The following is a 19,597-nucleotide window of genomic DNA, read 5'->3' as shown; positions in this document are numbered from 1 at the left end:
ATGTGGCTCTTTTTGTTTGTATTGATCGCAATATTGTTTATTGTCATTACTGCTTCGTTTCAACCTCGCTTCATTTCAAGCCCGATCAAGAAACAAGAACTAATAAATAAAAACAAGTCGATAAGGTAATAATATGGATAGCGCACTACTTTGGGCTTTTATTCCCACGTTTTTCTTCGTGTCAATCACGCCCGGTATGTGTATGACTTTGGCGTTGACACTTGGAATGAGTGTTGGATACAAGCGTACATTATGGATGATGATCGGTGAACTGGCTGGTGTCGCTGTGGTTTCTATTGCCGCGGTATTGGGTATCGCTTCGATCATGTTGAATTACCCATGGCTATTTACGGGCTTTAAATTTGTTGGTGCGGGTTACCTGTTTTATTTAGGCGTTCAGATGTGGCGTTCGAGAGGCAAACTGGCGATCAGTACTGACAACCAAACAACAAAAGTCAGCAATGATTGGGACTTGGTGGTTCAAGGTTTTGTCACTGCAATTGCGAACCCAAAAGGCTGGGCGTTTATGATTTCTTTGCTGCCTCCTTTTATTAACAGCAATAAAGACTTAGCACCGCAGTTGTTCATTCTCGTGTCAATCATTCTGGTTTCTGAGTTTGTTTGCATGACCTTATACGCGACAGGCGGAAAGAGCTTAAAGCATATGCTGGGCAAAGCCGACAATGTTAAGTTGATGAACCGCATTGCAGGTACGTTGATGATGGGCGTTGGTGTTTGGTTGTTCGTGAGCTAATTCTGGTTAGCCTACAACGAGCAGAGATCCCCGACTCAGTCGTTCCTCCTTCTCGAGGGTGACGCGTACGTGGGATGATGACGACTTAGGATTACGGTGAGTTTTGAAAATTCGGATTCTTACTTAAACCGAAGAATGCATAGAATATAAAAAGAGCGATAGGGCATTTGGCCTTATCGCTCTTTTTGATTTTACTTAGCTAGCGAACAGAGACTAGATAACAGAAATGTTTCTGATCTTAGCCTGCGTTGTATATTTAAACCGCGATTTCACCGCCGTCTTCTCGACGAATCACAACCGTAGATGCTCTTGGGCGGACTTTGCCTTGAGTTTGTGCGGTTGCATCTTCAGACGATGGCCAGTTTGCCGGGTGTTGAATGTTCACAAACAGTGATTTGAAATCTGGGCTGATGGTAAAGCCAGTCACTTCACAACCGTTTGGACCCACAAAGAAGCGTTTAAGCTGTGCTTGGTTGTTTGCATCAATCACCGCACTGTTGCCGTTGTCATCCGTTAACTGAGATGGAACCACTGCCAGCATTTGGTCATTGGTGTAGCCAGTGACTTCGTCTGCGCCGTTATCTGTCTGAATCCACAAGATGCCACGAGCATCAAACGCTAAGCCGTCAGGGCTCGCGAATTGGTTCATGTCTGTTAGACCAGAGCGGTTAATAGACTTGTCTTCCACTGCTGGTGAACCAAATACGAAGATATCCCAATCGAACTCGCCTGCCGTTTTGCCTTCATCCCAACGGATAACATGACCGAACTTGTTGTCTACGCGAGGGTTCGCAGAGTTCGCTTCTTTACGCTTGTTGTTATTAGTCAGCGTTAGGTAAGCCGTACCCGTCATTGGGTCAACAGAGCACCATTCAGGGCGATCCATTGGCGTTGCACCAACAAGGTCGGCAGCGCCCGCTGTATTGATGATAAGCGCTGCTTGAGAGTCAAATGAATCACCTAGCTTGCCGCCGTTTGTAGTCTTGCTGCCCAACGTTAGTGGTAGCCACGTACCTGAACCGTCATCGTTGAACTTAGCCACATACAGCGTGCCTTTATCCATGTACTTGTCACCCGCACTTAGGCGATTACTCGGTTCTGCGTCACGCGGGTCCCATTTCTCTTCAGAAACAAATTTGTATAGGTATTCAAAGCGAGAATCGTGACCAGAGTAGAATACGATTGGCTCGCCTTCGGTCAACTTACCAAACGTACAGCCTTCGTGACGGAAACAACCCAGTGCAGAACGTTTCTTAGCGCGAGAGTTTGCTGTGTATGGGTCTATTTCAACAATGTAGCCGTGACCGTGTGCTTCGTTACGGTAATCGTCCATTGCTGACTCACCTGTTGGTGTTACGTCAAAGCGAGCAAATTCGTCTAGGCGTTCTTGTTTGTTACCTGAAAGCGTGTCCCAACCGTAACGTGTTTTGTCAGTAGCGATACCAATACGTTCTTGCGCTGGTGTTGTCTCGCCTTTGTTAACGAAATAACCCGGCCAGTTTTCTTCACACGTTAGGTAAGTGCCCCATGGTGTGTAGCCATTACCACAGTTGTTCAACGTGCCACGAGCTTGGCTGCCGTCTTGTGAGAACTTGGTTTTGGTAAATTCACTGTGAGCAACAGGACCAGACAGATCCATTACGGTCGCGCCTGTGTAGCGGCGGTTAAGTGGATCGTTATCGACCATCACCCATTGGTTGCCTTCAAGTTTTACACGAACCACACTCACGCCGTGTGCGTTGATCTCTTTACGTACTTCATCAAGGCTAGGGCGGTTGCCTTCATCGTATGTAGGACCATTAGCGTGCAGTGCTTTTTGGTCGATGTATTCGTGATTAATCACCAACAAACCGTCGTTGCTGTTGCCATTAAGCGGGAAGAAGTGCATGCCGTCGTGGTGCATGCCCAGTGAGTTTGCTTGATCTTGTGCGTTGTTGGTTCCATCTTTTAACCAAGCATTGCCTTGCTTGTTAAGTGGAGTACCCCAAGGAACCAATACTTGTGCTGTATAGCCTTTTGGCACAACGACACTGTCTGTCAGTGAGCCTTTAACCGATTCGAATGCAAGTGTAGCAGTGCTTTTTTGCGGTGCGCTAGATGATGCTGTCGCCGCGTGCGCTGTGCTGTGGCCTGCTAAACCAAAAGCACCAAACGCCGTCATTGCACTGATGCCTAAACCGCCTTTGAGAACATTTCTTCTTGAAAGGTTCGCATCTAAAACTTCTTCGAAGGGTTTGTTTTTGCTCTTATTAAAACGAGTGCTATCAAATGTTTCCTTGCTCATCTTTACTGCTTCCTATTGGCTGATTTTATTATTCGTTATTCATGACTTACCCACCTACTAACTAATTGGTTAATAAGTTGGGTCAATGTGTGACTAATCGTGAAGCAGTTAAGTGACAGATTTTTATAGATTTGATTAAGGTTTTGTTTCTGTAGCACGATTTTTGCCATTAACACCCTTGTGTAATACAAAACTCTTGGGGATTGATGTGGAACTGTGTATAAATGCTTTATCAAACGAAAAGAGAGGCAGTTATGAAATTAGATAAAATCGAAAACAAAAATCGTCGCCTACGCAAAAAGCTATACCTAGGTGAATTCGCGATTCTGGGTTTTGAAGTAAGCTGCAAGACATCGATTACTGATTTTGATCAATACGATGTGTTCATTGATGAGTTCATTGATTTCATCGACAGCATCGGTCTGTGCTTTGGTGGCGGCGGCCTTGAGCTGTTTGAAGGTTTCTTATGCTCAATTGAGCGCTACCGTTCAGTAACAGAAGCAGAACAACTGCAAGTTGCTCAATGGCTTGAAGCTCGTGCTGAAGTAAGCAAAGTGGAAGTTAGCGAACTGATTGACGCAAACTACGCGTTCTAATTTGATGTTGTGTTGTTAGCTCGATTGAAAGGCCAAATACGGCTTAGGAAAGAGTAACAACAGTACGCTAGAATAAAGGCCGAATCGTTAAATCGATTCGGCCTTTTTGCGTTTTATTCGTTCCATTTCTATTCTTTATCTTCTTTTCTATCCCTTCTGACGTAAATGATAAATTGATATTTTTCGATTAAATATTAGTACTTTATCGCTATTTTTATTTGCAGTAATAAGTTTGGATAAACTTGTGAGAGTTTTATGAGAATTCAATGAAGTTGCTGATAGATTTGATCGTCATTCTTAGAGTCAACAACACCACAGTTCGTTCTGGCAAAGGTAACGGTATATCGCTGTTATTCGTTTTGTTGGCAACGATAGGACTCGATAAAGGATGGAATCAAAATGAATAAACGTACTCAAATCAGCTTAGTGATCAGCTCGGCTATGTTGGCCTTCGGAGCGGCTCAAGTTCAGGCTGCTGAGCTTGAAGTCACTGTCACTAATGCAACGAAAGGGATCTACTTTACGCCTATCTTAGCGGCGGCTCATGACTCAAGCTTGTTCATGTTTAGAACGGGTGAAACGGCTTCTTCGGAACTAGAGTCCATGGCCGAAGGAGGCGATATTTCAGGTTTATCTGGTGTCATTGCCAACGCGGGAGGCGTGGTGGTTGAGAACCCAGCGGCCGGCATCCTCAATCCAGGCGTCGCAACTACGTTTGATATCAGTACTGGTGATTTAGAGTACCTATCATTGGGTGCAATGTTGCTGCCGACAAACGACGGCTTTGTTGGTCTAGATAGCTGGAAGATCCCAACTCAAGCGGGCACCTACAAAGCGACTCTAAATGGTTATGACGCAGGCACAGAAGCCAATGATGAGCTGGCGGGCAGTATGCCGAACCCTCCATTCATTACCTTTGGCGCTGGTGGCACAGGTGTAGAAACGGCAGTATCAAACGCTAAGGTTCATATTCATCCAGGTAACATTGGTGATGGTGATGCGGCGGGCGGCATCAGTGACCTCGATAGCAGTAGCCATCGATGGTTAAACCCTGTTGCAACTATCACCATTGTTGTGAAGTAAGGGGGATGTATGAAAGCTAGAATTCTATTTATCGCTGCATCAGTAGCTGTGTTAGCGGGTTGTCCGGACGATGACGACGATTACTATCGCTATGATGTGAGTGTTACTAACCTCACCCCCAATCAACCAATGTCACCACTCGCGGTGTTAACTCACAATACGAATTTTGATCTGTTTGAAGTTGGGCAAAGTGCCTCTGTCGATCTGGAATACTTGGCGGAAGGGGGTAGTAATGCACAATTGCTTGCGCTCAGTGACAGTGACGCCAATGTTTATCAAGGCATCTCAGGTAATGGGCTGATTCTTTCAGGTGAGCAAGACACGGTGTCTATTCGTGTCGACCCAAATCAAGAAGGGTATATCTCAGTTGCTTCGATGTTGGTGAACACCAATGATGCGTTTGTCGGCGAATCCGGATTATCACTCAAGTCATTAGCGGTGGGTGATACCTTTACCATGAACATGAATGTTTGGGATTCGGGAACTGAGCTGAACGATGAGCTTGCTGCAACCATTCCGGGACCAGCAGGCGGTGGTGAAGGTTTTAATACCACACGAGACGACACCGATGTAGTGAGTTTCCACTCTGGCGTAATTAGCCAAGATGACGGCCTTACGACTTCTACTTTAAGTGCCAATCATCGTTTCCTTAACCCCGGAGCAAGAATCACCATTACTCGAACTGAGTAACAGGGTCAAAGTACGATGAAAGAATTCCTGCTCTGTTCCGGTCAATTGAAAGGTGGGCAGACTCAGAATAGAGCAGGGATCATGAATAGTGCTGCGGTAAATTTGATGGCAAACATATTGTTGGTTGAAGACGATGATGACTTGGCTGAACTGGTGCAGATGCATCTTAAGTTCCAAGGGCATAACGTAATCAGAGCTAATGTGATTGAAAAGGCTCAGGCGCTCTATAAAGAGGGTCATTTCGATTTGATCGTACTGGATCGTGGCTTACCAGACGGTGACGGACTCGATTTCTGTCGAATGTTGCGTCAGCAAGAGGATTGGACGCCAGTACTCATGCTAACCGCAAGAGACGCTGAGTTAGATAAGGTGTCAGGCTTAGAAGCCGGTGTTGATGACTACATAACGAAACCTTTCAGCGTTCTCGAGTTTCAAGCAAGAGTGAGGAACGTGCTTCGCCGTTTAAGCCATGTCGAATCAGCGACTCAAGAGGTTGTGACAGCAGAATCGATTATGAATTTTGGTGTGCTCACTATTCAACCTGAACGCCATCAGGTGTCACTCAATAACCAAGACGTACCGCTGACAGCTACCGAGTTTACCTTACTTCATTTCTTAGCAACCCGCCCGGGGCGTGTGTATAGCAAAGACGAGCTGCTCGATCATGTTTGGAATACTCATCACTCTGGCTATCACCATACCGTGTGTAGCACAGTCAACCGTCTAAGAACCAAGCTTGCGATGCCGAATAGTGATGATGATTTCATTAAAACCGTTTGGGGTGTTGGTTATAAGTTTGAGTCGAAAGCTTAGGCCTATGTGTCGCGTCCGAAGTTTACTAAAAGGCCAGTAAGACCTAAGAGCCATCGAGGAGAGAACATGAGTTTCAAATCGCGTTTAGTGTTGTTCACCAGTTTGTGGTTTCTGCTCGTGAGTGTGGTGATTGCTTATACCTATAATTGGCAAAAAGAGACCATAGAACAAAGAACTAAGCAGAGCTTACACAAAGAGCTCGCGGTTCATATGCGCGATGATAACCCTCTGATGATAGGGACTGACTACAACCCCAAAGCCCTTAAATCCATATTTCATACCTTGATGTTGATTGGTCCCGATTTCGACATTTATTTTCTCGACAGCCAAGGAAATATCACGACGCATGCTGCGCCAGAAGGCACTGTGTTGGCAAGCCAGATAGACTTAGCACCCATTAGACAATTTTTAAATGACGAGCCTTATCCGATTCTTGGCGAAGACCCTATCAATCCTGATTCTCGTAAGGTGTTTTCCGTTGCTGCGATTGAAGAGTTGGGTTCAACAGTTGGGTATCTGTATGTGTTGATTGGCAGTAATCGTCACACCGTGATTGCCAATTCGCAGGTCGACACGCCATACATAGCGCTCGCGGGGCTCATGCTGATCTCTATCTTGGGTTTTGCAGTTGGGGCTTATCTATTGGTTAAACGTAGCCTGTTAAACCCAATAGAAGCAGTAACCAACAAGCTGCAACAACAAGCAGAGCAAGATTTTCGATTGGACCCGAACTTCATTCATCAAGTACCAGAATTGGTGCCGATTGCACGCTCGTATCAGTTGATGGCGAAGCACATTCAACAGCAATTTTTGCAACTTGAATATCAGTCGTCACATCGAAGACAAAGCTTATTACAGCTCAGTCATGATTTGAAAACGCCATTGTCGAGTGTATTGGGGTATCTAGAAACGTGGAGGATTCAAAACCCACATTCGGATCCACTCATAGATGTGGCATATCGCAATGGCAACAAGTTATCTGAACAGCTCCATTCGCTGTTAGATAGCGCCAAGAAAGATAACCCGGTACCCACATATCAATACGCTTCAATCGATTTCAATGGGCTGATGAGCGAATGCTTAGAAACGATACAAAGCAAATATCGCCATAAAAATGTTGAGTTGAACATTAATATGCCTATTGGAATCAAGGCTGTGGGTGACAGTGATCTGCTTGAGAGGTTGATTTTGAATCTGTTAGATAATGCATTGAGGCATAGCCCAAGTGGCACTGTGGTGTCGTTAGATGTTGGTTTTGAAGCGGATTCCAAACGGGTGAAGGTGGTGATTCATAATGAGGTTGAACTGGAAGCGCCGAATGGTTCTTTGGGAATAGGAACCAAGATCGCGCAGTCGATACTGATGTTGCATCACAGTGTGCTAGAAACAACAAAGGCAGAGAACTCCTTTCAGCAAAGCTTTTATTTGCCTTCGGTATAGCTCTGTCTGCCTTCGTTTAGCTCGATGTATACTTACGTAGAACTAACGTTAAGCGTCTTTACTGTCTTCGTTGCCTTCGTTCACTTTCGCGTAGAAGTGAAGTAGCTCAGTTAATTCTTTAACCCAGCCAAACGCATCTTTAGGTGCGTTCTTTAAGATCTTTTCTACTTTCTCACAGTGCACTTCGATTGCGATTGCTTCTTCAAGGTTGAAAGAAATTGAGTAGAAGTGCCAAAGCAGTAGGCGAGTCATTCGCTCGATGTTCTGTTGCGAGTTATCCGACTCTGAGAAGGCTAGGTTTACTTCACCAAGCGCGATAGCTGTCATTCGAAGCATTGCGTCAAATTTCGCTGATTGCATGCGTTCTTCGCTGGTGACTTCTTCTTGCTCGAACGTAAACAATTCCGTCATTGCATCTTCAGGAACAAGGCGATGAATCATTCTTAAACTAAATTCTTCTAGTTCATGGCGAGGCATGGTGATTAAGCAATTTAAGGTGTAGTCGCGTTGCATGGTGTTCTCTTGGATCTGCAAAAAGGTCGGACAGTTTAATGGAGAAGCGAGCTCAGAAAAAGCAGATTTTAGATAAGCCTACGTTTGTGGGCTTATCTGTGTACTACAAGCCCTAAAATCGATGCTTATGGGAACTGTATTTAGGTTTGAACGCAGTATCAGGCTTTGCTGTGGCTTGGCGGTTGGTACTGCATCGACTGGTCGTTTCTCATGAATATGTTGCTCGCGACCAAACTGCCGATGCAAATAGAACCAAGGGCGAGCCAAGTCATCGCATCAGGAATCTCGTTGAATAGTGGGATCGCCAACAAGGTCGCCACTGCGGGTGTTGCACTGCCAAAAGCGGCAGAGCGTTCAGCCCCTAAGGTATTAACCGCATAAAGGTAAGTGAACGCAGCGATTAAACCCGCCCCAACGCCTTGCACTGTTGAATGAACGGCAAGCTCCGTGAAGGGCCAATTAGCGATTGGTGTGTCCATTAGGTGGCTTGGGAGGGTTCCAGTCAGGATTAGGACGAGTAAAAGCAAAGTAGAACAGAGAGAAATAAAACCGGCACTGACTAACGCATTAAGATTAGCGACACGGGCTGAGATGGTGAACATCGCCCACATTAAGCTTCCGCATAAAAACAACAAATGACCTTTGGTGTATTCGAAGTTGAAGCTGCTTAAGCTACTCCCTAAAAACAACAGTATGCCGAGCAAAACCAAACCTAAACCAACAACACGATGTCGGCTGAGTGGCTGCTTAAAAAAGAGTACCGCAATTCCTGTAACGAACAGAGGAAGCGTGCCCGGAACAAGAGCACTGCCATGAGATACCGGAACAAACTGCATGGCCGTTCCGGCAACAAGCAGATAAGGTAATCCGCTACCTACGAACATACCCGTTAGATACCGTTTAGGGACGACGGCAATCGCGCTGCGTGCTTTCCACATCAAAGGCAATAACACCAAAGCCGGTATGAGAAATCTTGTGAGGGCGATATCTGCAGGTGTTAAATCTGAATTTGCGCCGCCTTTAAGAGAAAGAAAAAAGCTCGCCCAAATGAGTAGGGTGACAGTAATAGATAAGTAGCCAAGATTCATAATATAGAAGGAGAGTGGGTGATGACTCATTATGGAACAGTTGGTGTGCCACAGGTTGGCAAGTTTTGGCTAAACTTGAACTATCGTTGATGATTTCTGCTAATATTCACCAAATAATTAACGGATTTAACTAATGTTCGGCATTTACTATGGATAGAATTGATAGGCATCTTCTCGAACTGCTACAAAAAGATGGCAGGTTAACCACGGCTGAACTTGCTGATGAAGTGGGTTTATCACCTTCGCCTTGTGCAAGACGAGTCAAAAGGCTAGAAGAAAAGGGCATTATTGACGGTTATCGTGTGAGCTTGTCACGAGAACAAGTCGGCATCGCAATGAGTGTGTTTGTTGAGGTGAGCCTAAACAACCACCAAGAAGTGTCGATAGATAAGTTTGAGGCGGCTGTTGTAGAGATGGAAGAGGTGATCAGTTGCCACGTTGTATCTGGGGCTTATGACTATTTGCTAGAAGTGGTTAGCCCGAACTTGATGGCCTACGAGGCATTTACAAGAAAACTTCAAAGGCTCTCTAACGTGAAAGATATTCATACCCACCTTGCGATAAGACAAGTAAAAGGCAATGCACCACTGCCAATTTATACCGATTAAGCCAAACTCTGAGCAGTAACACGAAGGCAGAATGAGCTGAAAACGAAATGGTTTACTCCTGAAGTAGAAGCGCGGTCAATATCAAAAATCATCCATTAAGTGTCAGGCTTCAGGCAATAAAAAACGGAGCACCTCGTGAAAGGTACTCCGTATATGATAGGTGCAAAACTTAGTGATACTTAAAGTTAGAGATTGAACAATCCCCAGTTTGTGCATTAATTCTGAATGAAAAAGCATGTGAATGATAATCCACGCCGTCATTCCAAATTGTCTCTCCAAATATCTTACATAGCTCTAGCTCACTTACTGAACCGAACTCTTCCATGTGTTTAGCTACAGATAAAAGTTTACCTCTTATCTCTGCAGTCCATTCCGTGTTACTCAAGCAGTTGAAAGCCATAGTCTTTTGCATATTACCTAGCCAAAATGTTTCTTGTTATTAAGTTATATGAAGATTCATGATAACAATTTTCTGGCGTTTGTAAATCTATTTTGTGATGAATATCTCACATACTCGCTTGCATTGGTCGGAAATTGAACTTCATTGTTGATAGATAGCACATTACTTTCACAACCTATTGATAAAGCTTTGATTAACGAGTTCTTAGAATATTATGAATGGGATTGAGCATATTTATCGGAAAAGTCCAGTCGAACGAGTGAGAGAATCTAATGGTGATTTCAGTTTGATGCACCGTTTGCTGGTTGGTTTATGTGGCGGGCTTCGTCAATCATCGTCGCTTCTCTGCGGTATTTTGAAGACAGCTGACGGAATTTTTCACTGAGTGTATGGAGATCTTGGGAGAGTGATTGTGAGCTTTGGACGTGCACCTGCGCGCTTTCTGCCTGGCGTGGGAGTTTTGCTTTGGTGCAGTGTTTGGCGACGGCTTGCCATGAATACGCTAGAGAGTCAGCGCCTTCAAGTTCACTAGACACAAAATACGCCTGTTGTAGCAAAACCTCGGAGACGTCATACGCGGTATTCATATGACTATTGAGCTGCACATTAAACCTTTCTTCGTACTTTGCCCAAAGCTCAATGATCTGCTTTTCATTAAAGTGTTTAGATAACAATGTCTGTGACTCATAGGTTGAAAGAACTTGGTTGAACTCTTTGGTGTACTGACTATAGCGACCTTCAAAAGAGAGCTGACGATCCAACAGTGTTTGCCAGTTTTCACGGTCACAATGATTCGCTAGAGCGACATTGGCACTCAAAGTTACGCTTACAATGATAACTTTCCCCCAAAAACTCATGACTTTCCTCTACTTACCGTGCGCTCTACTGAGAGTATAGATGAGCAGCAGCATGAGTTGATGTACACTTGAGACATACCTATAACGGAAGAGCTGGTGGATTTGATGAAAAAAGCGCTGATCGCTTTACTTGTGTTGTTGATATTGGGCGGAGGGGGAGGAGCGGCATACTACTTCTTAGTCATGAATAAAGCACCAATCCCACAAGAGAAAACGGAAGAGCCGGCGTTAGAAGCTACCGAGCAATCTGAATCTGACCTCGTACCCATCATGGATCTTCAGCCTGAACCAGAGCAGCCTGAATTTTACGTTTTGGAGAGAAAGCTAGAAGTGGTCGAGCAACCTGAAATTGATGGCTTGATAACGGATTACCTCTACAAAGGGGAAAAGGTGGAGGTACTCGAGAAACAGGGAGAATGGGCTCGTATCTCAGACTATATTGTCCTTAAAGATGGCGGCCCACAGACGGCGGAATGGGTCTCTATGTCAGGCTTATCGAATGATGAAGTCATTATTTCGGAAAAAGAAAGCAAAGAGATATTGGATTCCTATTTGGTTAAGTCTGATGATCTCAAGATCCATCAAGAAAAATTCCGTAATTCGGTGGCTAAACTGATCTCTGAGGGGGAGTGTGCCCCAAGTGATTTTGAAGAATTAGGCGGATGGGTGAAATCTGTTAAGTACAGCAATCGAGATGTATATTTTATTTATTGTGGTGGGTTGTCCCTTGAAAACAAAATTTATCTTGATGTAAATACAAATGAAATATTTACGAAGTAAAAATCGCCCCATTTTAAGTGTTGGACGTATTAATATTCTTTAGGGTTACCGTTCATAAGTAAAATTTTTGAAATCTTACTTTATCGCAGAGTGGGCTTCTTTATTGGCACCTCATTATATTTAATCCGATATAAGCAGTATCTGGCTATTCCGTTTAAACAATGGGTCTACAGTTTTTATGATATGAGAGTATTGTTGTCGGGATTCCGTAAAGCAGGTGCTGCCGATTCTTGATAAGGAAGATGTCGATAAAGAGAACGTCGATCCAGAAGCTTCGGAAAACCAAGCTTAACGTTTTGCCTCTTACTTAACAGTAGGAATACCTTAACAGTCGAAATACGAAGCACCAGACAATAAAAAAAGCCACTGAAATCAGTGGCTTTTTCGTATCAACTCATATCAGAATTATCTGGTAGAAGTTGATGGAATCTCGATTGTTAATCGATTTCTTTGTCTTTACCCATAGATAAAATCCAAAGAGATACGGCTGCAACACCTGCAAAGCCACCAAGAATGATAACTGGCATAGCGCTGTAACCTAGGATGTGCCAAATTACGCTTTCTAAAGTACTCATTCAATCGCTCCTTATTGCCAGCCTTCAACGCCGTGCATGTCTGGTAGTTTGTGTGCAATACCTTTGTGACAGTCTACACACGTTTTTTCACCAGAAGCTAGCGCAGTCGAGTGTTGTTTCGCACTACGGGGGCTCTGCTCTGAGAAGTCCATGTAATCAAACTGGTGACAGTTACGACACTCAAGTGAATCGTTCTTCTTCAATCGAGCCCATTCGCGTTCCGCTAGGTGAGCACGACGTGCTTTGAACTTTTCTTCAGTATTGATGGTTTTCGCAATAAAGTGTGCGTATAGCTCTTTAGATGCTTGAACCTTACGAACAATTTTATCTGTCCATTCATGAGGAACGTGACAGTCTGAACAGATAGCACGAACACCAGAACGGTTAGAGTAGTGAATTGTCTCTTGGATTTCAGCAACGATAGGTGCGTGACAGCCAGAACAGAATTCTTCCGTGTTGGTTGCCTCCATACCCGTGTTGAATGCACCCCAGAACAAAAGACCACCCGAGAAACCCAAGAACAAAACAACGCCTACGGCTGCTTTGCTTGGTGTCGCAAGTCTTTTCCAAAACGCTTTAAGTAATTTTATCATATATAGCCTCTCTTACAGTCCGGCTACGATTAACGCAGTGAATCTACAGGTTTGAACTCGTTCTCAACTAGTGGATTAGCATTAGCTTGAGGTACGTGACACTGTAGACAGAAGTAACGACGAGGTGATACGTCTGCAAGTACCGCATCTTCACGGTTCATGTAGTGAGTTACACTCACTTTAGTAGCACCCATTTCTTTTGCGTTTTTCCAGCTGTGGCAAGAAAGACACTTGTTAGCGTTAAGAGAAACTTCATAGCTACGAATAGTATGAGGCACTAGAGGTGGTTGGTATACGTAGTCACTCTCAAGTACTTGGTCACGAGGGAACTTTTTGAAGTCATCTGCTGCGCGAGTTGCTTCAAGTTCACTTGCACCACGTAGAGATTCTACGCCACCAATGCCGCCTGGGTTATCCAGTTCAGCTTCAGCTTGAACTGCACCAGCTAGCAAAAGACCAGCTGATAGTAGGGCAGTAATCAGTTTTTTCATGGTTAATTTCTCCGCCTAAAGGCTAATTCTTTGAGTGGACTACTTCTTTCAAAAAGTAACGAGAAAAGCAGTCGCAATATTAAAAACGTCAGATCTACGAGCTAAGTGGTAAGAACATATTGTCCTTAAGCGACCTTAGTGATCTTAACTGGACACTTCTTGTAATCCGTCTGTTTAGACAGAGGATCCGTTGCATCCAAGATCAACTTGTTGATCAGAATTCTTGCATCAAAGAATGGTACGAATACCAAGCCTTGTGGTGGACGGTTACGACCACGAGTTTCAACACGAACGCGTACTTCACCACGTTTGTTTTCGATAAGAACTTCATCACCACGGCGAAGACCACGAGCTTTAGCATCAGCAGGGTGGATGTAACAAAGTGCATCCGGTACTGCTTTGTAAAGTTCTGGTACACGACGAGTCATAGTACCTGTGTGCCAGTGCTCAAGAACACGACCTGTACATAGCCACATATCGTATTCATCGTTTGGTACTTCAGGTGGCGCTTCGTATGGTGCATTGATGATCAGTGCTTTACCATCTGGTTTGCCGTAGAAGTCCCAATCAGAACCTTTCTTAGCATATGGATCTGAACCTTCTTTAAAGCGCCATAGTGTCTCTTTACCGTCAACAACAGGCCAACGTAGACCACGAACTTGGTGGTAGCGATCGTATGGTGCTAAATCGTGACCGTGGCCGCGACCAAAGGCTGCGTATTCTTCGAATAGACCTTTTTGAACGTAGAAACCTTGAGCTTGTGCATCGTCGTTAAGCTCTTGAGCTTCAGACAGTGGGAATGCATCAACGTTGCCGTTTTTGTAAAGCACGTCGTACATGGTTTTGCCACGGTACTCAGGCATTTTCGCAACCAGTTCTTCACCCCAAACTTCTTCAATAGTGAAGCGCTTAGAGAATTCCATGATTTGCCATAGGTCAGACTTAGCTTCACCTACAGTTTTCACTTGTTGGTACCATGCTTGTGTACGACGCTCTGCGTTACCGTAAGCGCCTTCTTTCTCAATCCACATTGCTGTTGGAAGGATGAGGTCAGCCGCTTGAGCTGTTGCCGTTGGGTACGGGTCAGAACATACAATGAAGTTATCTGGGTTACGGTAACCTGGCAGACGTTCAGTGTTGATGTTTGGACCCGCTTGCATGTTGTTGTTACACATTACCCAGTAAGCGTTGATTTTACCGTCTTTCAACATACGGTCTTGAAGAACAGCGTGAGCGCCGGGTACCGGTGGAATGGTGCCTTCTGGAAGTTTCCAGATATCTTCTGCAATTTTACGGTGTTTAGGGTTAGCAACCACCATATCGGCAGGTAAACGGTGAGCGAATGTACCAACTTCACGCGCTGTACCACACGCTGACGGTTGGCCAGTTAGTGAGAATGGGCTGTTACCTGGAGTAGAAATCTTACCTGTAAGAAGGTGGATGTTGTACACAAGGCTGTTCATCCATACGCCACGAGTATGTTGGTTCATACCCATAGTCCAAAGTGACATTACTTTGATGTTTGGATCGGCATATTGCTTAGCCAGCTTGATAAGGTCTTCTTGAGATACACCTGACATTTCAGACGCTTTCTCAACTGTGTATTCAGCAACAGACGCTTTGTAGTCTTCGAAAGAGATAGCAGTCATTTCGCCTGAGTTAGGGTTTGCGGCTGCTTTCTGTAGTGGATCATCGTCACGCAGACCGTAACCGATGTCTGTCGTTGCTTGCTTGAAGTTCGTGTGCTTGTTCACGAAGTCCCAGTTAACCGCATCGTTTTGGATGATGTAGTTTGCGATGAAGTTTGCGATCGCAAGGTCAGACTGAGGGTTGAAGATGTAACCCGTGTCTGCAAGCTCGAAAGAACGGTGGTAGTAAGTAGACAGTACGTTTACTTTAACGTGTGGGTGGCTTAGACGACGGTCTGTAATACGAGTCCATAGTACTGGGTGCATTTCTGCCATGTTTGAACCCCACAGTACGAATGCGTCTGCGTGTTCAAAGTCATCGTAACAACCCATTGGCTCATCAATACCGAAAGTGCGCATGAAGCCTACTACAGCAGAAGCCATACAGTGACGAGCGTTTGGATCTATGTTGTTTGAACGGAAACCCGCTTTCATCATCTTAACGGCTGCGTAGCCTTCCATTACTGTCCATTGGCCTGAACCGAACATACCAACACCTGTTGGACCGTTCTTCTTAAGAGATGCTTTCCATTTCTCAGCCATCACGTCGAACGCTTTGTCCCAAGATACTGGTGCGAAATCACCATCTTTATGGAACTCACCATCTTTCATACGAAGAAGAGGTTGTTCTAGACGGTCTTTGCCGTACATGATTTTTGAAAGGAAGTAGCCTTTGATACAGTTAAGGCCTTTGTTTACAGGAGCTTCTGGATCGCCTTGAGTCGCAACCACTTTACCGTTTTGAGTACCTACTAGTACTGAACAGCCCGTACCACAAAAACGACAAGGCGCTTTATCCCACGTGATTTTTGTTTGATCAGAGCTAGCAATCAGGTTGGTTGCTGTTGCCGGTAGAGTTACACCTGCAACGGCTGCCGCTGATGCAGCTGCGTTTGCTTTCACAAACGCACGTCTTGTCATTTTCATACTTCACCCTCAAGTTGAGAATTGTTACTTCCAGTTTCTAAATCCGTTTCGTCGAGTCCAGTTTCGATTTGGTGATAAACCAAAGCTGTCCCCAAAACGTTCTTAATGTTGTTTATTGCTTCGATGGTGTCCGTTACAAAACCTTGGTTTTCAGTTTCTAGGACCACGATGATTTTGCCTTCAGGGCTATCTCCGTAGATTTCAGCGTTATCGAATTGATCGATCTCCGCTTTGATCTCATTTAGATGCTCAGGGCTCACATGCACGACTAAACTTGATATATGCACTTCATTTAGTGCCATAAATTGCTCTCGTTATTTTTGTTTTATGCATTACTCACAAGAATAGCCGAAGTAGGGCAAATTGCTACGCAGGCCCCACAACCGCTACACTCATCTAACTCGATTTTTGGTAGAGCAACACTGCCTGCTCTAAGTTCAAATTGAATGGCCATAGGTTCACACATGTCACCACAGCTTCGGCATTCAACATTTTGTTGCGCTAAACACTTATCAGAGATTTGTGCTTTTGCTTGCCAAGGCTCTCCTTGCTTTGGCTTAAAAATGGGTTCGGGACAAACATCTGCACATTGATAGCAGAACGTACACTCATCAATAGAGAAATCTACAGTGGGAAAACCACCATCGCCTATAATGATTATCTTAGTCTCACAACTCTCGATGCATTTACCGCAGCGAGTACAGTCATCTGTAAAGCTTTCTAAGCTGTCAATCCAAGGCAAACGAATCTGGCTTGAGTCAACTTTTCGTCTTGAAAAAAGACGGCGTTTTGATAGATCTACCACTAGATACCTATAGATGTTACTAAGATGTTGTAATTGTAGGTCATTATTCTATTAATATCTTGTAATGAGTCCTCACAAGTAGTGTAGTTTTAGAAACAATTGTATAAATACCCCCTAAGGGCTAATTGGGGGCATATATTGTCTTAGATCAATAAATTACGGAGCGAGTGATCACATATTGAATGGAGCTATGATTTTTGATGTGTGACAATACGATATCGCTGGCAAGTCATTTATCAATAGGAAGGCACTTTTGCTTATAAAACCGGTTTCATCTGTAACAAGTACGATAGCAAAATCTTTGCTCTCTATACTGCTGTTGTCGGTTGCTACGACTGGCTTTGCCATCTTTACTTTGGCTTCAAGTTTGAATGATGCGGAAGCGGTTAACGTGGCCGGTTCAATGCGAATGCAAAGCTACCGTTTAGCCCATGATATTCAAATAGAATCTGTCGATTATGAATCTCATATTCGTGAATTCGAAAGTTCTCTTTACTCGCCATCCATGACTAATTTGGTCAGTTGGAATGTTCCGACAGACATCACAGAAGATTACTATTTAATTATCGGCCGTTGGCATGAGCTAAAACAGGTCTTGAATAGCGAAGAGCGCGATCACTATCTCGTGTTGGTTGAAAACTTCGTGGCTGAAATCGATGGCTTCGTTTATAAGCTGCAAGAGTTCTCTGAAGACAAGTTAATAAAGTTAGCGTGGGCTGGTGGTATCGGCCTTGGTGGGATTCTGGTCATATCTCTTTTTGTTGTTCACTTTGTACGTAAACAGGTTGTTAAACCGCTACATGCTCTTGTCGGTGCGAGCCAAAGAATCAAAAACAGCGACTTCGAGGTAGAACTCAAGGTGACCAGTAACAACGAAATGGGCATTTTGACCAAAACCTTCAACTCGATGGCCAAAGATTTAGGCGTGCTTTATCGAAACCTTGAAGATGTGGTGGATGCAAAGACGATTGAGCTGCAAAATGCGAACCAGTCGCTGCAGGCACTTTATAACTCGTCACAAGAGCTCACGGTGACGCGTATTGCTCCTGAAAACTTCCGAGCTATCTTGCAGCATCTCGTGAGCTTGGAAGGGATTGGATCACTGAGGCTCGAGATTGTCGATAACTCAGGCCGTTCATTGATTATGGATGAAGGTTACGATTCGAATTTAGACTACGAAAAGTTTGAGATGAAACTCGACGATAACGAACTTATTCTCGGCTATTTATACTGTTCATATCACCACGGGCACTCAACTAAAGCTCTGATCGAAAGCTTCATTCAACTGCTATCGAGAGCGATCTACTACAATCGTGCTCAAAAGAAAGCTGAACAGCTTATTATCATGGAAGAGCGTGCCACGATTGCACGTGAACTCCACGATTCATTGGCTCAATCACTGTCGTACTTGAAAATTCAAGTTACACTATTAAAGCGTGTGATTGGCAAACTGCCAGAGCAACAGCACCGAGAGCAATCTGAACAAATCGCGTCTGAGATCGGAAACGGCTTAGCCGACGCTTATACCCAGTTAAGAGAGCTACTCACCACATTTAGGTTGACCATTAAAGAGGGCAACTTTGGAGACGCCTTAAGTACCATGCTTGAGGCGCTCAGCGAGAGAACCGATGCGAAGATTAACCTCACTAATAATCTCTCTTCGATCGAGCTTGATGCGCATAGTCAGGTTCACTTGCTTCAATTGATTCGTGAAGCAACAATAAATGCAATAAAACACGCCAATGCCGACTTGATAGATGTATGCTGTATCGATGAGGACGGTGAAGTATTAGTCGTGATAAAAGATAATGGAGATGGCTTTGACTCAAGTAGTTCCAAGGTGAACCACTACGGGATGAGCATTATGCAGGAGCGTGCGGCAAGACTGAATGGCGACTTGACGATTGAAGCGGCGCAAGGTGAAGGCTGTACAGTCATATTGAAATATAAAAGTTTGAAGGAAGTTAAAGTTGACGATTTGTAAAGTAATGCTGGTTGATGATCATCCATTGATGCGCAGAGGTATAAGCCAATTACTGAGCTTTGAAGACGAATTCGAAGTGATTGCAGAAGCAAGTAACGGCACTGAAGCGGTTGCTCTTGCTCATGAAGAAGAACCTGATTTGATCCTTTTGGATCTCAATATGAAGGGCATGTCTGGTTTAGATACCTTGAAAGCACTTCGCACTGACGGTTCTAGCGCAAACATTGTTATTCTAACGGTTTCTGATAGCCCTGCAGACATTGAAGCGATTGTAAAAGCAGGCGCTGATGGCTACTTGTTGAAAGACACTGAACCCGATGAGTTAATTGAACTGCTTAAGCAAGCACACAGCGGTGACAAGGCTTACAGCAGTGTGGTTGCTCGTTACCTAAATGATGCTGGAAGCCGCAATGATATCTTCGAACAACTGACTGAACGCGAAATGCAGATCCTTCAAGAAGTCGCGAAAGGTTACCGCAATAAGCAGATCGCTGATCACCTGTTCATTTCTGAATCGACAGTTAAGGTACATATGAAGAGTCTACTGAAAAAGCTGCAAGTGCCTTCCCGTACCGCTGCCACGGTTCTGTATCTAGAACGCTATGGTGAAATGAAGTAGGGCTTGGGT

General features: G+C 44.4%; 22 protein-coding genes. 11 read left to right on the top strand and 11 right to left on the bottom strand.

All coding sequences use genetic code 11. The features are described from left to right. Positions 1-133 precede the first annotated feature (133 nt). Positions 134-754, top strand: a complete 621-nt coding sequence (locus BCU07_RS12120; RefSeq protein ID WP_017064486.1) for a LysE family translocator — start codon at positions 134-136, stop codon at positions 752-754. A 256-nt stretch (positions 755-1,010) separates the two neighbouring features. Here the strand turns inward: BCU07_RS12120 and BCU07_RS12115 are convergent, their stop codons facing one another. Next, entirely contained in the window at positions 1,011-3,038 is a 2,028-nt protein-coding gene (locus BCU07_RS12115; RefSeq protein ID WP_102428558.1) for a PhoX family protein, read from the bottom strand. Between the two features lie 254 nt (positions 3,039-3,292). On the opposite strand from BCU07_RS12115, the gene BCU07_RS12110 reads away from it, so the two are divergent. From BCU07_RS12110 to BCU07_RS12085, 6 genes are all read left to right on the top strand, one after another. Next, entirely contained in the window at positions 3,293-3,634 is a 342-nt protein-coding gene (locus BCU07_RS12110; protein ID WP_017062629.1) for a YggL family protein, read from the top strand. Positions 3,635-3,900: 266 nt separating this feature from the next. Next, complete coding sequence (locus BCU07_RS12105) at positions 3,901-4,041, top strand: hypothetical protein (protein ID WP_017067451.1); 141 nt, start codon at positions 3,901-3,903, stop codon at positions 4,039-4,041. After that, positions 4,034-4,717, top strand: a complete 684-nt coding sequence (locus BCU07_RS12100) for a spondin domain-containing protein (RefSeq protein ID WP_065583911.1) — start codon at positions 4,034-4,036, stop codon at positions 4,715-4,717. The genes BCU07_RS12105 and BCU07_RS12100 overlap by 8 nt, the downstream gene beginning before the upstream one ends. A 9-nt stretch (positions 4,718-4,726) precedes the next feature. Continuing rightward, a complete protein-coding gene (locus BCU07_RS12095) occupies positions 4,727-5,407 on the top strand; it encodes a spondin domain-containing protein (RefSeq protein WP_017062627.1) in 681 nt (226 codons plus the stop codon). Positions 5,408-5,488: 81 nt separating this feature from the next. Continuing rightward, positions 5,489-6,220 (top strand): response regulator transcription factor, encoded by a 732-nt coding sequence (locus tag BCU07_RS12090; RefSeq protein ID WP_017067448.1) that lies wholly within the window; start codon positions 5,489-5,491, stop codon positions 6,218-6,220. Between the two features lie 66 nt (positions 6,221-6,286). Then, positions 6,287-7,660 carry a sensor histidine kinase gene (locus tag BCU07_RS12085; protein WP_102428557.1) on the top strand — a complete coding sequence of 458 codons (1,374 nt, stop codon included), beginning with the start codon at positions 6,287-6,289 and terminating at the stop codon, positions 7,658-7,660. 48 nt (positions 7,661-7,708) lie between these two features. Here the strand turns inward: BCU07_RS12085 and BCU07_RS12080 are convergent, their stop codons facing one another. Together BCU07_RS12080 and BCU07_RS12075 are read right to left on the bottom strand one after the other, a co-directional pair. Then, positions 7,709-8,173, bottom strand: a complete 465-nt coding sequence (locus BCU07_RS12080) for a hypothetical protein (protein ID WP_017062624.1) — start codon at positions 8,171-8,173, stop codon at positions 7,709-7,711. 158 nt (positions 8,174-8,331) lie between these two features. Continuing rightward, a complete protein-coding gene (locus BCU07_RS12075; protein ID WP_017064490.1) occupies positions 8,332-9,261 on the bottom strand; it encodes a DMT family transporter in 930 nt (309 codons plus the stop codon). Between the two features lie 149 nt (positions 9,262-9,410). Here BCU07_RS12075 and BCU07_RS12070 point away from each other — a divergent pair, with 149 nt between their 5' ends. Further along, positions 9,411-9,869 (top strand): Lrp/AsnC family transcriptional regulator, encoded by a 459-nt coding sequence (locus BCU07_RS12070; RefSeq protein ID WP_017062622.1) that lies wholly within the window; start codon positions 9,411-9,413, stop codon positions 9,867-9,869. Positions 9,870-10,038: 169 nt separating this feature from the next. Here BCU07_RS12070 and BCU07_RS12065 read toward each other — a convergent pair whose 3' ends face one another. Continuing rightward, complete coding sequence (locus BCU07_RS12065) at positions 10,039-10,281, bottom strand: hypothetical protein (protein ID WP_017062621.1); 243 nt, start codon at positions 10,279-10,281, stop codon at positions 10,039-10,041. 269 nt (positions 10,282-10,550) lie between these two features. After that, positions 10,551-11,126 (bottom strand): hypothetical protein, encoded by a 576-nt coding sequence (locus BCU07_RS12060; RefSeq protein ID WP_102428556.1) that lies wholly within the window; start codon positions 11,124-11,126, stop codon positions 10,551-10,553. Between the two features lie 96 nt (positions 11,127-11,222). Here BCU07_RS12060 and BCU07_RS12055 point away from each other — a divergent pair, with 96 nt between their 5' ends. Next, positions 11,223-11,906 (top strand): SH3 domain-containing protein, encoded by a 684-nt coding sequence (locus tag BCU07_RS12055; protein WP_102428555.1) that lies wholly within the window; start codon positions 11,223-11,225, stop codon positions 11,904-11,906. A gap of 437 nt (positions 11,907-12,343) precedes the next feature. Here BCU07_RS12055 and BCU07_RS12050 read toward each other — a convergent pair whose 3' ends face one another. From BCU07_RS12050 to napF, 6 genes are all read right to left on the bottom strand, one after another. Then, positions 12,344-12,481 (bottom strand): TIGR02808 family protein, encoded by a 138-nt coding sequence (locus BCU07_RS12050; protein WP_010430103.1) that lies wholly within the window; start codon positions 12,479-12,481, stop codon positions 12,344-12,346. 11 nt (positions 12,482-12,492) lie between these two features. Beyond that, on the bottom strand, positions 12,493-13,074 hold the full coding sequence (locus BCU07_RS12045; protein ID WP_009845456.1) for a NapC/NirT family cytochrome c: 582 nt from the start codon (positions 13,072-13,074) through the stop codon (positions 12,493-12,495). A gap of 29 nt (positions 13,075-13,103) precedes the next feature. Next, entirely contained in the window at positions 13,104-13,565 is a 462-nt protein-coding gene (locus tag BCU07_RS12040) for a nitrate reductase cytochrome c-type subunit (RefSeq protein ID WP_102428554.1), read from the bottom strand. Positions 13,566-13,690: 125 nt separating this feature from the next. Continuing rightward, on the bottom strand, positions 13,691-16,180 hold the full coding sequence (napA, locus tag BCU07_RS12035; protein WP_017062613.1) for a periplasmic nitrate reductase subunit alpha: 2,490 nt from the start codon (positions 16,178-16,180) through the stop codon (positions 13,691-13,693). After that, positions 16,177-16,482 carry a chaperone NapD gene (locus BCU07_RS12030; protein ID WP_017062612.1) on the bottom strand — a complete coding sequence of 102 codons (306 nt, stop codon included), beginning with the start codon at positions 16,480-16,482 and terminating at the stop codon, positions 16,177-16,179. The genes napA and BCU07_RS12030 overlap by 4 nt, the downstream gene beginning before the upstream one ends. Before the next feature lie 23 nt (positions 16,483-16,505). After that, positions 16,506-16,985, bottom strand: a complete 480-nt coding sequence (gene napF, locus BCU07_RS12025) for a ferredoxin-type protein NapF (protein ID WP_102428553.1) — start codon at positions 16,983-16,985, stop codon at positions 16,506-16,508. Positions 16,986-17,238: 253 nt separating this feature from the next. Between napF and narQ the strand changes: the two genes are divergently transcribed. Both narQ and BCU07_RS12015 read left to right on the top strand, forming a co-directional pair. After that, positions 17,239-18,969 carry a nitrate/nitrite two-component system sensor histidine kinase NarQ gene (gene narQ, locus BCU07_RS12020; protein ID WP_017062610.1) on the top strand — a complete coding sequence of 577 codons (1,731 nt, stop codon included), beginning with the start codon at positions 17,239-17,241 and terminating at the stop codon, positions 18,967-18,969. Further along, on the top strand, positions 18,956-19,588 hold the full coding sequence (locus BCU07_RS12015) for a response regulator (RefSeq protein WP_017062609.1): 633 nt from the start codon (positions 18,956-18,958) through the stop codon (positions 19,586-19,588). Before narQ ends, BCU07_RS12015 begins: the two co-directional genes overlap by 14 nt. Positions 19,589-19,597 lie beyond the last annotated feature (9 nt).

It is taken from the genome of Vibrio sp. 10N.261.54.E10, from assembly GCF_002877735.2.
GTDB lineage: Bacteria > Pseudomonadota > Gammaproteobacteria > Enterobacterales > Vibrionaceae > Vibrio > Vibrio crassostreae_C.
The sequence above is the reverse complement of the archived record's forward strand: the minus strand, read 5'-3'. Positions and strand labels throughout refer to the sequence as shown.